This window comes from Microbulbifer sp. ABF4_107 (genome assembly GCF_056312215.1).
Genome location: NZ_CM149983.1, coordinates 3,221,397 through 3,236,721 on the forward strand (window position 1 = coordinate 3,221,397; position 15,325 = coordinate 3,236,721).

The window sequence follows — 15,325 nt, forward strand, 5'->3', positions numbered from 1 at the left end:
CGGAATGACCCCACGCATTGCCTTCACCCCCGGCGAACCCGCCGGGATTGGCCCGGAGCTAGCAGTCAAGCTCGCCTGCTCCGAGCGCCCCACCCCAATTTCCCACGCCCAGATTGTTGCCATCGCCGACCCGGACCTGCTGCAGCAGGAAGCCGCGCGCCAGGGCAAGAGCCTGCAACTGATTCCTTGGGATTCGAATCGCCCGGCAGAGCCAACCCCCGCCAACTGCCTGCATATTCAGACGGTCTCACTAGCGGCTAGCGCAACCCCCGGCCAACTCAACCCCGCCAACGGTACCTATGTGCTGGAAACCCTGCGCATCGCCGCCGAGGGCTGCAAAGACCGCCGCTTTGATGCGGTGGTTACCGGCCCGGTGCACAAGGGCGTGATCAACGAGGCGGGCGTGCCCTTTAGTGGACACACCGAATTTTTTGCCGACAACGCCGGCGTGGAAAAGGTGGTGATGATGCTCGCCGCCGACGACCTGCGCGTGGCACTCGCCACCACCCATCTGCCATTGAAGGATGTCAGTGCGGCAATCCGCGGCGAATCCCTGCAACAGGTGCTCACCATTCTGCACCGCAGCCTGCGCGACCAGTTCCGCATCGAAAGCCCGCGTATCGGTGTGTGTGGCCTCAACCCTCACGCCGGCGAAGGCGGGCACCTGGGGCGCGAGGAAATCGATACCATCGAGCCGGCGCTCGATACCCTGCGCGCCCTCGGACTGAACCTGATCGGCCCTCTACCCGCGGACACCCTGTTCACCCCACCACAACTGGCCCGCTGTGACGCCGTATTGGCCATGTACCACGACCAGGGCCTGCCGGTGTTAAAATTCAAGGGATTCGGGCGCGCGATCAACATCACCCTCGGGCTGCCGTATATCCGCACCTCGGTAGATCACGGCACCGCGCTCAACATTGCAGGCAAAGGCATTGCCGATACCGGCAGTCTCCTCGCAGCCATGCACCAGGCCATCGAACTGGTCCAGCTCCGCAATATTTAACCGGGCCAAATTTAACTGTGCGTCCCGCGCGCAAACCTCATTCAAACGAACACATTCATGGACAATTTTTTCCAACACAAGGCGCGCAAGCGTTTCGGCCAGAACTTTCTTGTCGACGAGAACATCATCGAGCGCATCGTGCGCGCCATCGGCCCCAAGGACACCGACAAGCTGGTAGAGATCGGCCCCGGCCAGGGCGCCATCACCGCGCTACTGCTGGACAAGTGCCCGTCACTGACCGCGGTCGAACTGGACCGGGACCTGATCCCGATGCTGGAATTCAAATTCCGCGGCTACCCGGATTTCACCATCATCGAGAAAGACGCGCTGAAATTTGATTTCGGCAGCATGGTGAAGGACGGTGAGCAGCTGCGCATTGTGGGCAACCTGCCCTACAACATCTCCACACCGCTGCTGTTCCATCTACTGAGCTTTCGCGGCAAGGTGCAGGACATGCACTTTATGCTGCAGAAAGAAGTTGTGGACCGTCTGAGCGCAGTACCAGGGGTCAAAGCCTTTGGCCGCCTGAGTGTGATGACCCAGTACTACTGCCGCGTGCAGGGCCTATTCCCGGTGCCGCCGCAATCCTTCCGCCCGGCGCCGAAAGTCGATTCCGCCATCGTGCGCCTGGTACCGCACCAGACTCTGCCGCACCCGGCGGAAGACGAAGCCCTGCTGGAGCGCATCGTCAGCGTCGCCTTCCAGCAGCGCCGCAAAACCCTGCGCAATGCGCTGAAGCCCCTGTTCCCGGATCTGGATCCCGAACAGCTGCCGGTAGACACCAGTCGTCGCCCGGAAACCCTCAGCGTGAAAGAGTACGTAGAGCTGGCAAATTTCTGCAGCAAGCTCATGCCATCGCAAGATCAAGCGCAGTAAACGGGGAACGTTTTGGCCACCTATGCAATCGGCGATATCCAGGGCTGCCTGGAACCATTGGAAAGACTGCTGAAAAAAGTCCGCTTCAATCCGGACAAGGACAAACTGTGGCTGGCCGGCGATATGGTCCACCGCGGCCCCGACAGCCTCGGCACCCTGCGCTTTCTTTACCAACACCGCAGCCAGATCACCGCGGTGCTCGGCAACCATGACCTGCACCTGCTGGCCATTGCCCACGGCGCCAAGCGACTGACCGATAAAGAACACGATCTCGCCGAAGTATTGCGAGCCAAAGACGCCGACCAACTTCTGGAGTGGCTGCAAAAGCAGCCGCTTATGGTGCACAAAAAGGTCAAGGGCAAGTACTTCTCCATGGTTCATGCGGGCATTCCGCCCATATGGAGCATGAGCAAAGCCCTGGAGCTGGCAGGTGAAGTACATCAGGCACTGCAGGATCCCGCCATGGCCGAGGCTTATTTCTTCGGTATGTACGGCAACGAACCGCACAAGTGGAGTGACCATCTGATTGGTGTAGAGCGACTGCGCTCCATCACCAACTACTTCACCCGTATGCGCTTCTGCAAGGAAGACGGCACCCTCGACCTGATTACCAAGCAGGGTCCGCTGGCGGCGCACCACGATTACCAACCCTGGTTCAGCTATAAAAACCGCAAGACCAAAGATGACCGGATTATTTTCGGTCACTGGGCGGCGCTGGAGGGGGAAGCGAATACCAAAAATGTGTATGCGCTGGATACCGGTTGCGTGTGGGGCGGCTATCTCACCGCGATGAAGCTGGAAGATGAATCGTTTTATTGCGCAGACTGCACGCTCTAAACTGGCTCCACAAAAATTGTGCAGTCACATTTTGCTAAACCCGGGGGCGGCTTCCCGCGACGCGGGATCTAGCATACCCGACGCGCCCCGCCCCTCAATCGTTTCCGTGGCGCGAGGCGCTACCGGTACCCATTGCAACTTCTGCTGCTCACGTATTTGCATCGCCGTGGCAAAAAGCTCCGCAGCAGTAAGGTTTCCCGACAACACGTACAGCGTGTCAGAGAAATTCCAGTGCACCCGGCCCCGCCTTTCTTCGCCCACATTGAATCCATCCCCGCTCGCTCCACTCCTGCCCGGCAGGACGCCGTCGGACAAACGCTCAGGTATGCGCTCATTGAGCGTGGCTTGCGACGAGGACGGCAGCGAAAAACCTTCCAGCGTCAGCAGGACGCCGCCCCCACCCTGAAAATTCAGGCGAAAGTATTCGCCAGCCGGGTGCGGACTTTTGGGAAGCAGATGCTCGCCTGGCGGCACCTGCTCACCGTTCCCACCATTGAAATCGGTACCGCTGGTTTCCTGGGACGGCGTCTCGCCGGTAATTTGTTGCGGTGTCACTTCCAGGTCTGGCACATTCATTTCCGGGGTAACCGCTGCGACGCGAACCAGAGCAGCGCCCGCCTGTTCATCGACGATGGGATCAGCCTGTAAAGAGTGCGTGTCATCAGCTGTTGCGGTAAAACTTTGGGTCGCGTCGGCAGTATTTTGCTCAAGGCTGAGCGCCCACAATCCCAGAACCAGTAGTCCGCCCGCCGCCACACCACTCAGCCAGGGCAAGCGGGAACTGGCTCTCTTCTCGCGCATGGCGTTATGACGCGCTGCCGCGATCACTTCATCGCCGCTTGCCGCATGTATTTGATCCAGCAGCTCGCTCTCAATACACCAGGTGTCGAATATCTTTTGCGCCGCCTGTGGATTAAGCCGCACATACTGAGCCACCTGTCGCGCGCGACGCGGCGGCAGTGCGCCGTCGGCAAAAGCAGAGATTTCCTCCTCAGAAATACTGTTCGACCGGTAGTCTTTGTTGTTCTGCGACATAACCAAATCTCCACACTTTCGATGCAGCCTACTGCAACACTACTTTACCCGCTGTAACACGGTTCCGCCTGCGGTGACCCGCGCGCAAGATGCAGGTTTTTTTCCGTTTGAAACGCTTTCTGCGCAGGTGTTGCGGACAAACTCTCGGGCCCGGGAGACCCGGCTGCGCAGAGTGCCGGCATTCACACCGAGAATATCTGCAGCCTCCCTATAACTGGGGTTTTCCAATACCATCAACAGTAATGCGGAACGCTGCTCATCCGGCAACTGTTGTATCGCAGACATAGCATCTCGACACTGCAATGCAGCCTCATGACCAGATGGTATTGCCACATCCACTCCTGCATTTTCCATCAGAGACTCTTTGCGCACCCGCGCCGAGCTGCGATGATTCAGATAAATCCGATACAGCATCCGGAACAGCCACGGCTTCAGTGTACTGGCCGGACGCCACAGGTGTCGCTTGCGCAGCGCGCGCTCCATGCAGTCTTGCACCAGGTCATCCGCCTGAGATCTCTCGCCGCAAAGCGCTATGGCGTAACGCGTCAATCCGGGGATATGCTCACACACCTTCTGCTCGAACTTCATAGGCTGTTTTTCTCCGCTAGTCGCGGCCGCGTACTCTCCACCTTACCGATACATGAACACCGTTAAGATGATACGAATTATTTCTACGGGCCTTTACTAGTGAACAAGCCAACATCGGGTTTAGTTCCAAAGTAATGCCGCGGATCCCCGCGATCGAGAATTCGTTCACGTTTCCAGAATTTACTGGCAACGGCGGAGTCTTTTCAGGTGTTCTATTTCCCGAGCGGCCAGCACAGGAGTACTTCACTGGGAAGACTCCAAAATGAGAAGTACGACTCGTTGCTGGTCAATTTGTAACAGCGCTCTATTCATCAAAGAGGAAACTCGCAACATGAAAATGCAAACTCCGGAAAAGAATCGCCTCATCGCCAATCTGTCCATCGCGACTGCCGGCACACTTCTCGCTCTCGGCCTGAGTTCGGGCGCTGCCTGGGCTGACCAGGATACGCAACAGCAGACCGACAACAGCCCCGCCTATTCGGCAAGCCCGCAAATGCCGGCGCAATCAATGACAGCGGAACACCTTCCGGACGAGAAACTGGAAGCCTTTGCCAAAGCGCAGGAAAACGTGGACGAAACCCGTATGGAAATGACCACAAAACTTCAAAACACCCAGGATCCTCAGGAGGCAATGGCGTTGCGGGAACAGGCCAACCAGGAAATGCTGGCAGCAGTGGAAAGTGCGGGACTTACCCGTGAGGAATACAACAGCATTGCCCGGGCAGTAGCGATGGATCCAGAAGTTGCAAAGAAAATTGATGGCTACCGATAAACATAAAATACCATCGCCCCTCAATCTGAGGCAGATTACGCGCTCGTCCGTGTGGCGAGCGCAAGCGCAACTCCTACCCCACAAGCCTTGAACCAAGCCTATTCGCGGCCGGCCCCGGCCGCTTTTTTCCGTGGACGACCCACGCACCTCTCCCCGGTGGCGGGTACTCCCCCCATCACCCCTGGTTACTTCTTCCTCCGCCCCCTGCGGGTGGGATGCTGTTTGCCGCCGGCTGACCTCTAATCGAGCTTCCGTTTTTGTACATGTATTCCGCCCCGTCGGTTTGAGGGGAGCCGTGTACCGATGGTGACACAGCCCCGATGCGCGCGAAGCGCCGGAGCTGGCAGAGAATCGATAATAGAAACAATAAGGTCAAAGAGCATGCAAGCATCCTCACACACTCGGGGGAGTGTCCGTGGCGCGCACCTGCGCGCGCTACTGGCGCTGGCGATTGCCGCCGCAACCCACAGTACCGCTCAGGCAAGTGCCAATTCTGAACTGGCCATGGTCAATATTCCCGGCAGCATCCAGACCGCCATCGGCTGCGCGGAAGACTGGCAGCCCGCCTGCGAAGCCTCACAACTCACCTACGACGAAGCCAACGACCTCTGGCACGGCACCTACCCCCTCCCCGCCGGCGACTACGAGTACAAGGTTGCCATCGATGGCGGCTGGGATGAAAACTATGGCGCCTTCGCCGATGCGAACGGCGGCAATATTCCGCTGAGCCTCAGTGCGGAGACCGAAGTCAAGTTTATCTACGATCACGAAACCAACTGGATTGCGGACAATGTTCGCCACTCCATTGCCACAGCGGTGGGCAGCTTCCAGAGCGCCCTCGGCTGCCCCGGTGACTGGCAACCCGCGTGCCTGCAGACCCTGCTGCAGGACGTGGACGGCGATGGTGTCTACACCCTGATTACCGATGCCATTCCCGCCGGCGACTACGAAATGAAAGTCGCCCTAAATGAAAGCTGGGATGAAAGCTACGGCGCGAACGGCGGCAACATCGCGTTCACCGTGGAAGATGGCAAGGACGTCTACTTCGCCTTCGATCGCAATTCAAAAAGTGTGGTGGTCAGCACCGACGGCGTACCCCGCGGTGACCTGACCACAGACAAGGCCCACTGGGTCGACGCCACGACGATTCTGTGGCCGGTGACCCTGCCGGAAGGCGGCAGTGCAAAGCTCGTGGCCAGCGAAAGTGCAGCGCTCACTCTTGGCCCCGACGGTGTCAGCGGCGATGAGGAAATCGCACTCACACCCAATGCCAGCGCCACCGATGCAACACTGGCCAAATTCCCACACCTGGCCAACGCCACCGCCTTTACCGTACCGGAGACTGCGGACATTGCCGCACTGGTGAAAGGCCAGTTGGCCGTGGCGATTTACGACGGGGAAGGCAAGGTAGTGGACGCCACCGGCATCCAGATGCCGGGTCTGCTGGATGCCGCCTTTGCATTTGACGGCACCCTCGGCGCAACCGTGGGCGAGGAAGCGATCGAGTTCGCTCTGTGGGCGCCAACGGCAAAATCCGTAAAAGTGCACCTGTTCGACACCGGCGACCAGTACGAAGCCAGCACCTTTGTGGAGATGACCGAAAGCAACGGCGTGTGGACCGCATCTACCAGTATCGACTGGGATCGCAAGTTTTATATGTACGAGGTAGAGGTCTACTCCTACGCGACACGGGAAATCGAAACTAACTGGGTGTCCGACCCCTACTCCCTGAGCCTGTCCACCAACTCCCACAAGAGCCAGATCGTCAACTTGAACGATGACGATCTGAAACCGGAAGGCTGGGATGGCATTGCAAAACCCTCTCTCGCGGCACCGGAAGACATCACCGTTTACGAACTGCACGTGCGCGACTTCAGTATTGCGGACGATATGGTGAGCGAGCCCGCGCGCGGCACCTTCGCGGCATTTAGTGAGGATGGTCGCGGCAGCCTGCACCTGGCGGAACTCGCCGCCGCGGGACTGACCCACGTGCACCTGCTGCCCGCGTTCGACTTCGCCACGGTGAACGAAGATCGTGCGCAGCTGAAAACCACCGAAGACCTCAGCGTCTACGCCCCGGACAGCACCGAGCAACAGGCCGCGGTGAATGCCATCCGAGACGAAGATGGTTTCAACTGGGGTTACGACCCACTGCACTTCACCGTGCCCGAGGGCAGCTATTCCACCGACCCGAACGGCGTGCAGCGGATTATCGAATTTCGCGAGATGGTGCAGTCCCTAAGCGACATGGGCCTGCGCGTGGTAATGGACGTGGTGTACAACCACACCAGCTCCTTTGCCCAGTACGATAACTCCATTCTCGACAAGATCGTTCCCGGCTATTACCACCGCCGCAATGGCGAGGGCTTTGTGGAAATGAGCAGCTGCTGCGCCAACACCGCCAGCGAGCACACCATGATGGAAAAGCTGATGCGCGATTCCATGAAAACCTGGGCCACCGCCTACAAGGTCGATGGCTTCCGCTTTGACCTGATGGGACACCACACCAAACAGAATATCCTGAATGTGGCGGCGGACCTGGAAGCACTCACTACCGAGACCGACGGCGTCGACGGTTCCTCCATGTACCTTTACGGCGAAGGCTGGAACTTTGGCGAAGTGGTGGACGATGCGCGCTTTGTACAGGCACGCCAGGGCAATATGGCGGGCACTGGCGTGGGCACCTTCAACGATCGCGTGCGCGATTCCGTACGCGGCGGCAACCCGTTTGGCGGTTTTGAGGAACAGGGCTTTGGCACCGGGCTGTTTACCGACAGCAACGGCAAGTTCGGCGGCGACGACGAACGCGCAACCCTGCTGACCCTGGCCGACAAAGTGCGTATCACCCTCGCCGGCAACCTGGCGGACTATGTACTGGAAACCTCGGACGGCACCGAACTGACCGGCGCCGAGCTGGTGTACAACGGCCAGCCCACCGGCTATACCGGCGACCCGCAGGAATCCATCAACTACGTGGCCGCCCACGATAACGAGACCCTGTTCGACGGTATCCAGATCAAGGCCAACAGCACCACCAGTGTGGCCGACCGCGTACGCCTGCAGAACTTCAGCACCTCGCTGGTGATGTTTGCCCAGGGTGTGCCGTTTATCCACGCTGGCCAGGAAATCCTGCGCTCCAAATCCATGGACCGGGACAGCTACAACTCCGGAGACTGGTTCAATGCCATCGACTTCTCTCTCGCCACCGACAACTGGGGTGCGGGTCTGCCGATTGCGGACAAGAACGAGGACAACTGGGGGCTGATGGCACCGCTGCTGGCCAATCCGGATATCGCGCCGCAGCAATCCGATCGCGAGTTCGCCCTGGCGGTATTCAAGGAGTGGCTGCAGATCCGTCGCAGTAGCGGCCTGTTCCGTTTGCCCAGCAAAGAGGCGGTTCAATCGGTGGTGTCCTTCGCCAATACCGGACCGGAACAGATTCCAGGCCTGATCGCCATGCACCTGAACGATCCGGCGGGCGACTTCGACGAGGAGACGTCGCAGATTCTGGTGCTGTTCAATGGTGGCTCAGAGGCTCAGGAGTTCACTCTGGAGTCTGCCGCAGAGCTGCCGTTCACCCTGCACCCGGTACAGCAGGAATCGGCCGATGCGGCACTGATGGAAGCGACTGCGGAAGCAGGTGTATTCAACGTACCGGCGCGCACCACCGCGGTGTTCACACTCGCGCGTGCGGACGACACCTCGATTCCCGTTGAGGAGGAAGAGGAAGAAATCGAACAGCCGGAAAATCCAGGCAGTGGTTCCAGTGGTGGCGCCACCGGTTTTGCCCTGCTGGCGCTGCTCGCAGCAGCCCTGTTGCGTCGTCGCCGCACCTAAACCACCAGTCACATTCCCACAAATAAAAAAACCGGCATTTTTGCCGGTTTTTTTATTTCATGCTCGCTCGCGACTACTTCGAATAGCCCTGCGGATTCTGCGACTGCCAGCGCCAGGTGTCTTCCACCATGCGCTTCAAATCAAACTCCGCTTTCCAACCCAGTTCGCTTTCCGCGTAGGCCGGATCCGCGTAGCACTCGGCAATATCGCCGGGGCGACGGGGCACGATCTGGTAGGGAATTTCCTTGTCTGCGGCATCAGCAAAGGCGCGCACGATTTCCAGTACCGAGCTGCCGCGGCCGGTACCCAGGTTATAGGTGTAGCAACCGGTATCGGTGCCCGCCTTGTTCAGCTTGTTCAGCGCCGCCAGGTGGCCGCGTGCCAGGTCGACCACGTGGATATAGTCGCGCACGCCGGTGCCGTCCGGGGTGGCGTAGTCGTCGCCAAAAACCTGTAAATGGGGCAGGCGGCCAACGGCCACCTGGGCCACATAGGGCAGCAGGTTATTGGGGGTACCCGCCGGATCTTCTCCAATGGTGCCGCTCTCATGGGCGCCAATGGGATTGAAGTAGCGCAGCAGGCTGATCTTCCACTGGTTATTCGGCGCCTTGCACAGGTCGCGCAGGATATCTTCCACCATCAGTTTGCTGGCACCGTAGGGGTTGGTGGCACCGGTGGGGAAGTTTTCCTGAATAGGAACGGTTTCCGGGTCACCGTAGACGGTCGCAGAGGAACTGAAGATCAACTGCTGTACGCCGGCCTGCTCCATCACCTCACACAGGGTGAGAGTGCCGGCAACATTATTCTGGTAATAGCGCAAAGGTTGGGAAACGGATTCGCCCACGGCCTTGAGGCCGGCAAAATGAATCACCGCCTGCACGTCGTACGCGCGGAAAACCTCGCGCAGGGCTTCGGCATCGGTGATATCCACATTGTGAAAAGGTACAGAGCGCCCGGTAATGGCCTCTACACGGCGCAGAGCCTCTTCACTGCTGTTACACAGATTGTCGACCACAACGGGCTCAAAACCGGCCTCAATCAGCTCTACGCAGGTGTGGCTGCCAATGTAGCCGGCGCCCCCGGTAACCAAAATCTTCATAGACTTCCTTAATTCACGCTATTCAGGCCGGTATCGCACCTTCGACACGGCCGGCTCCGCAGGGCTAAAAGACTAACCCGTGTATATGAGCGCTATTTTACGCCCTTAACCCGCTTGGCAAAACTGACACCAAATTCTACCTATCTTGGCCCTATCCGCCTTTCAAGGCCACAGCGCTGACTATCCTGAAAGTGCGGGACCTGCTAGCAGGACCCCTGTTGCGACAGCTGCATCGTCGCGCAATCAATAGGTAATAAAGATAGCGTTCTCGCGCGTCAGCGCTCTTAAGCATTCGTTGCGAGATGTATTCGCGGTCATCACACGCTGCAGCGCAGTTGGCACTCCACGGCAGGAGGCCGGTTACTGACGCGGTACGCTACAGGGAGTCGTAAACCATGTCGATATTCAATCACTACCTGGAACGCTACGAGTCGGTTCAGGAGGAAGAACTCACCATCCAGGAATATCTGGAGCTGTGCAAAAACGACCGCAGCGCCTATGCCTCGCCCGCAGAGCGCATGCTGATGGCCATCGGCGAGGCCGAGCTGGTGGACACCTCCCGCGACCCGCGACTCTCGCGCATCTTTTCCAACAAGGTGATCAAGCGCTACAAGGCGTTCAGTGAATTCTATGGAATGGAGGAAGCCATCGAGCAGATCGTTTCCTTCTTCCGCCACGCGGCCCAGGGCCTGGAAGAGAAAAAGCAAATTCTGTACCTGCTGGGCCCGGTGGGCGGCGGCAAGTCCTCCCTGGCGGAGCGCCTGAAGGCACTGATGGAGCAGATCCCCGTCTACGCCATCAAGGGTTCGCCGGTATTTGAATCGCCGCTGGCACTTTTCTCCCCGTCCGAGGACGGCCAGATCCTGGAAGAGGATTACGGTATTCCGCGCCGCTATGTGAACACCATCATGTCCCCCTGGGCGGTCAAGCGCCTGCACGAGTACAAGGGTGACATCAGCAAGTTCAAGGTGGTGAAGATCCGTCCGTCGATTCTGGATCAGATCAGCATCGCCAAAACCGAACCTGGCGATGAAAACAACCAGGATATTTCCGCGCTGGTGGGCAAGGTAGATATCCGCAAGCTGGAAGATTTCCCACAGAACGACCCAGACGCGTACAGCTTCTCCGGCAGCCTGTGCCGTGCCAACCAGGGCATGATGGAATTTGTGGAAATGTTCAAGGCGCCGATCAAGGTGCTGCACCCGCTGCTGACTGCCACCCAGGAAGGTAACTACAACAGTACCGAAGGCCTGGGCGCGATTCCGTTCAACGGTGTGATTCTGGCCCACTCCAACGAATCCGAGTGGCAGTCCTTCCGCAACAACCGCAACAATGAGGCGTTCCTCGACCGTATTTATATCGTCAAGGTGCCCTACTGCCTGCGTGTGCAGGAAGAGATCAAAATTTACGACAAGCTGCTGGAACACAGCTCCCTGTCGAAAGCCCCCTGCGCACCGGACACCCTGCGTATGCTGGCGCAATTCTCCGTACTGTCACGGGTGAAAAACCCGGAGAACTCCAGCCTCTTCTCGAAGATGCGGGTCTACGACGGCGAGAACCTGAAAGATACCGATCCGAAAGCGAAGACCATTCAGGAATATCGCGACAACGCCGGAGTGGATGAGGGCATGAATGGCCTGTCTACCCGCTTCGCGTTCAAGATCCTGTCCAAGGTGTTCAACTTCGATGCCACCGAAGTGGCGGCCAACCCGGTGCACCTGCTCTACGTACTGGAGCAGCAGATCGAACAGGAGCAGTTCCCGCCGGAGGTTCAGGAAAATTACCTGGGCTTTATCAAGGAATACCTGGCACCGCGCTATGTGGACTTTATCGGCAAGGAAATCCAGACCGCGTACCTGGAATCCTATGCGGAATACGGCCAGAACCTGTTCGACCGCTATGTGACCTATGCGGACTTCTGGATTCAGGATCAAGAATACCGCGATCCGGAAACCGGCGAGATTCTCGACCGCGCAGCCCTGAACGAAGAGCTGGAAAAAACCGAGAAGCCCGCGGGCATTTCCAACCCGAAAGATTTCCGCAACGAGATCGTGAATTTTGTGCTGCGCGCTCGCGCCGGCAACCAGGGCAAGAATCCGGACTGGCGATCCTACGAGAAGCTGAAGGCGGTGATCGAGAAGAAAATGTTCTCCAATACCGAGGATCTGCTGCCGGTTATTTCCTTCAACACCAAGGCCTCTGGTGACGACCAGAAAAAACACGCGGACTTCGTCGCGCGCATGGTTGAGCGCGGCTATACCGAGAAACAGGTCCGCCTGCTTTCCGAGTGGTATCTGCGAGTACGCAAGTCTCAGTAACTGCTGACGGGTTTGTGTCTTGATATTCCGCGGTGGCGATCCTGCCATCGCTGGAATTCAAGACACGCCACGGACCCTCCCCTGAAAGCAATATAAGGCAGTACTATGAGTTACATCATCGACCGTCGCCTGAATGGCAAAAAGAAAAGCACCGTCAATCGCCAACGCTTTTTGCGGCGCTACAAATCCCATATCAAGAAAGCCGTCGGCGAAGCCATGAACAGCCGCTCCATTACCGATATGGGCGCCGGCGAGAAGATCAGCATTCCCACCCGCGATCTCAACGAACCGATTTTTTCCAATGGTCGCGGCGGCCATATGGAACAGGTGCTGCCGGGCAACAAGGAATTTGTCACCGGCGACCGCATCCCTCGCCCCGGCCAGGGCCAGGGACAAGGCAGCGGCGGCAGTGGCGCCAGCGATAGCGGCGAAGGCATGGACGAGTTCGCCTTCCAGATCTCGCAGGACGAGTTCCTCGAATTTATGTTCGAAGGTCTTGAGCTGCCAAATATGGTCAAACGCAAGCTCGCCGGCAACGACACCTTCCATATGGTGCGCGCGGGCATCTGCAACGAGGGCTCGCCGGGCCGGCTGAATGTGGTGCGCTCCATGCGCTCGGCCAATGCGCGGCGCATTGCGCTCAGCGGCGGCAAGCGGCGCAACCTGAAACTGCTGGAACAGGAACTGGAACTTGAGGAAAACAAGGATCCGGCACTGCGGGACCAGCGCAAGGTCAGATGAGCTGCGCCTCAAGATCGAAGATCTGCGCAGTCGCGTCAGTCGCATTCCATTTCTCGATGACTTCGACCTGAAATACAACCTGCTGGTGAAGCAGCCGCGCCCAAGCTCAAAGGCGGTGATGTTCTGCCTGATGGATGTGTCTGGCTCCATGAACCAGGCCACCAAGGATATGGCCAAGCGGTTTTTCCTGCTGCTGTATCTGTTCCTGCAACGCAGCTATGAATACACCGAGGTGGTGTTTATTCGCCATCACACCAGCGCCAAGGAAGTGGATGAACAGGAGTTCTTCTACTCCCGCGAGACCGGCGGCACCATCGTGTCCAGCGCACTGAAAATGATGCGCGACATCATGCGCGACCGCTACCCCGCCAGCGAGTGGAATATTTACGGTGCCCAGGCGTCCGATGGCGACAACTGGAACGACGACTCCAGCACCTGCCACAAAATCCTCATCGACGACATCATGCCCCACGTGCAGTACTACTCCTACGTGGAAATCACTCCGCGGGACCACCAGGCGCTGTGGGATGAATACCAAAGCGTGGCCCATGTGTTCCCGGACCACTTTGCCATGGAGCAGATTATTGATGTCGGGGATATCTATCCGGTATTCCGCCAGTTATTCACCCAGAAGGTTGCCGCCTGATGCTCGATACAGCACTCGATAACAAGCAGCCCATCTCCACCACTTCCGAGTGGACCTTCGAACTCATTCAGGAGTACGACCGGGAAATTGCGCTGCTGGCCAAGGAATTTGGCCTCGACACCTATCCCAACCAGATAGAAGTCATCAGTTCCGAACAGATGATGGATGCCTACTCGTCCGTGGGTATGCCGGTGGGTTACAACCACTGGTCCTTCGGCAAGCAGTTCATCAGTGTGGAAAACAATTACCAGCGCGGGCGCATGGGGCTGGCCTACGAGATTGTGATCAATTCCAATCCGTGTATCGCCTACCTGATGGAAGAGAACACCATGACCATGCAGGCGCTGGTGATTGCCCACGCCAGCTACGGTCACAACTCTTTCTTCAAAGGGAATTACCTGTTCCGCACCTGGACCGATGCCAGCAGTATTATCGATTATCTGCTGTTTGCGAAAAACTATATCGCCCGCTGCGAAGAACGCTACGGAGTGGACGAAGTGGAGTCGCTGCTGGACAGCTGCCACGCGCTGATGAATTACGGTGTGGATCGCTACAAGCGCCCCTATCCGATTTCTGCCCACGAGGAAGAGCGCCGCCAGAAAGAGCGCGAGGAATACCGTCAGCGCCAGCTGAACGACCTGTGGCGCACCATTCCCAATCTCGGTGCCGGTGAAGAGGCGGCGCCGGTACGGCGCTTCCCCGATGAGCCACAGGAAAACATTCTGTACTTCATCGAAAAAAATGCACCGCTACTGGAAAACTGGCAGCGCGAGCTGGTGCGCATCGTGCGCAAAATGGCGCAGTACTTTTATCCACAGCGTCAGACTCAGGTGATGAACGAGGGGTGGGCCACCTTCTGGCACTACACCCTGCTGAATGAGCTGCATGCCCGCGGCAAAGTCACCGACGGCTTTATGATGGAGTTTCTCACCAGTCACACCAGCGTGATTTACCAGCCGTCTTACGACAGTCCCTACTACAACGGCATCAATCCCTACGCTCTGGGCTTCAGCATTTTTACCGACCTGCGTCGCATCTGTGAAAACCCCACCGATGAAGACCGGGCCTGGTTCCCGGATATCGCCGGCAGTAACTGGAAAGAAACCCTGCAGTTCGCCATGCGCGACTTCAAGGACGAGAGTTTTATCCTGCAGTTCCTGTCACCGAAGGTGATGCGGGATATGAAACTGTTCTGTATTTCCGATGACGATCGGGAAAAAGAAATCGAGGTGGGCGCCATCCACAACGAGGATGGCTATCGTGAGTTGCGTGCAAAACTCGCGGGCCAGTACAACCTGGGCAACCGCGAGCCGAATATTCAGGTGTTTTCCGTGGATACGCGAGGGGATAGATCCATCACCCTGCACCATACCCAGCACCAGCGCCGGCCGCTGGGCAAGGACACCGGCGAAGTCCTGAAGCATCTGCACCGTCTATGGGGGTTTGACGTGCACCTGCACAGCCTCAACGGCGACGAGGTCACCGCGAGTTTTCACTGCCCGGAAATTGGCAGAGACCGTTCGGAAGAAGAAGAATCCATGCTGGTACCCAAGCCGATCTAATTCGGCTT

The 15,325-nt window shown here is 58.1% G+C and carries 10 protein-coding genes and 1 pseudogene; 8 read left to right on the forward strand and 3 right to left on the reverse strand.

What is annotated here, in order from left to right:
• Positions 1–4: 4 nt before the first annotated feature.
• Genes pdxA through ACYX4K_RS13260 form a run of 3 tightly spaced genes read left to right on the forward strand, consistent with a single transcriptional unit; the run spans position 5 to position 2,719 of the window.
• Complete coding sequence (gene pdxA, locus ACYX4K_RS13250) at positions 5–1,006, forward strand: 4-hydroxythreonine-4-phosphate dehydrogenase PdxA (protein ID WP_475091651.1); 1,002 nt, start codon at positions 5–7, stop codon at positions 1,004–1,006.
• 57 nt (positions 1,007–1,063) lie between these two features.
• Entirely contained in the window at positions 1,064–1,882 is an 819-nt protein-coding gene (gene rsmA / locus ACYX4K_RS13255; protein WP_475091650.1) for a 16S rRNA (adenine(1518)-N(6)/adenine(1519)-N(6))-dimethyltransferase RsmA, read from the forward strand.
• Between the two features lie 12 nt (positions 1,883–1,894).
• Positions 1,895–2,719 carry a symmetrical bis(5'-nucleosyl)-tetraphosphatase gene (locus ACYX4K_RS13260; protein WP_475091649.1) on the forward strand — a complete coding sequence of 275 codons (825 nt, stop codon included), beginning with the start codon at positions 1,895–1,897 and terminating at the stop codon, positions 2,717–2,719.
• Positions 2,720–2,743: 24 nt separating this feature from the next.
• On the opposite strand, the gene ACYX4K_RS13265 is transcribed toward ACYX4K_RS13260, so the two are convergent.
• Positions 2,744–3,754, reverse strand: coding sequence for an anti-sigma factor family protein (locus ACYX4K_RS13265; RefSeq protein WP_475091648.1), 1,011 nt, complete (start codon positions 3,752–3,754; stop codon positions 2,744–2,746).
• A 39-nt stretch (positions 3,755–3,793) separates the two neighbouring features.
• Entirely contained in the window at positions 3,794–4,342 is a 549-nt protein-coding gene (locus tag ACYX4K_RS13270) for an RNA polymerase sigma factor (RefSeq protein WP_475091647.1), read from the reverse strand.
• Positions 4,343–4,673: 331 nt separating this feature from the next.
• Between ACYX4K_RS13270 and ACYX4K_RS13275 the strand changes: the two genes are divergently transcribed.
• Together ACYX4K_RS13275 and pulA are read left to right on the forward strand one after the other, a co-directional pair.
• Positions 4,674–5,114 (forward strand): DUF4168 domain-containing protein, encoded by a 441-nt coding sequence (locus ACYX4K_RS13275; protein ID WP_475091646.1) that lies wholly within the window; start codon positions 4,674–4,676, stop codon positions 5,112–5,114.
• 381 nt (positions 5,115–5,495) lie between these two features.
• Complete coding sequence (gene pulA, locus ACYX4K_RS13280; protein ID WP_475091645.1) at positions 5,496–8,951, forward strand: pullulanase-type alpha-1,6-glucosidase; 3,456 nt, start codon at positions 5,496–5,498, stop codon at positions 8,949–8,951.
• A 73-nt stretch (positions 8,952–9,024) separates the two neighbouring features.
• Here pulA and galE read toward each other — a convergent pair whose 3' ends face one another.
• Positions 9,025–10,050, reverse strand: coding sequence for a UDP-glucose 4-epimerase GalE (galE, locus tag ACYX4K_RS13285; RefSeq protein ID WP_475091644.1), 1,026 nt, complete (start codon positions 10,048–10,050; stop codon positions 9,025–9,027).
• Positions 10,051–10,445: 395 nt separating this feature from the next.
• Here galE and ACYX4K_RS13290 point away from each other — a divergent pair, with 395 nt between their 5' ends.
• From ACYX4K_RS13290 to ACYX4K_RS13300, 3 genes and pseudogenes are all read left to right on the forward strand, one after another.
• The gene (locus ACYX4K_RS13290) at positions 10,446–12,368 is read left to right on the forward strand and encodes a PrkA family serine protein kinase (RefSeq protein WP_475091643.1); all 1,923 of its coding nucleotides are present in this window, start codon (positions 10,446–10,448) and stop codon (positions 12,366–12,368) included.
• A 105-nt stretch (positions 12,369–12,473) separates the two neighbouring features.
• Positions 12,474–13,755, forward strand: a pseudogene (locus ACYX4K_RS13295) (YeaH/YhbH family protein).
• A complete protein-coding gene (locus ACYX4K_RS13300; RefSeq protein ID WP_475091642.1) occupies positions 13,755–15,317 on the forward strand; it encodes a SpoVR family protein in 1,563 nt (520 codons plus the stop codon). Before ACYX4K_RS13295 ends, ACYX4K_RS13300 begins: the two are co-directional and overlap by 1 nt.
• Positions 15,318–15,325: the final 8 nt, after the last annotated feature.

Bases quoted from the DNA above. Each gene is read 5' to 3' on its own strand.
- pdxA (WP_475091651.1), top strand. From the start codon at position 5: ATGACCCCACGCATTGCCTTCACCCCCGGCGAACCCGCCGGGATTGGC.
- rsmA (WP_475091650.1), top strand. From the start codon at position 1,064: ATGGACAATTTTTTCCAACACAAGGCGCGCAAGCGTTTCGGCCAGAAC.
- ACYX4K_RS13265 (WP_475091648.1), bottom strand. From the start codon at position 3,754: ATGTCGCAGAACAACAAAGACTACCGGTCGAACAGTATTTCTGAGGAG.
- ACYX4K_RS13270 (WP_475091647.1), bottom strand. From the start codon at position 4,342: ATGAAGTTCGAGCAGAAGGTGTGTGAGCATATCCCCGGATTGACGCGT.
- ACYX4K_RS13275 (WP_475091646.1), top strand. From the start codon at position 4,674: ATGAAAATGCAAACTCCGGAAAAGAATCGCCTCATCGCCAATCTGTCC.
- pulA (WP_475091645.1), top strand. From the start codon at position 5,496: ATGCAAGCATCCTCACACACTCGGGGGAGTGTCCGTGGCGCGCACCTG.
- galE (WP_475091644.1), bottom strand. From the start codon at position 10,050: ATGAAGATTTTGGTTACCGGGGGCGCCGGCTACATTGGCAGCCACACC.
- ACYX4K_RS13290 (WP_475091643.1), top strand. From the start codon at position 10,446: ATGTCGATATTCAATCACTACCTGGAACGCTACGAGTCGGTTCAGGAG.
- ACYX4K_RS13300 (WP_475091642.1), top strand. From the start codon at position 13,755: ATGCTCGATACAGCACTCGATAACAAGCAGCCCATCTCCACCACTTCC.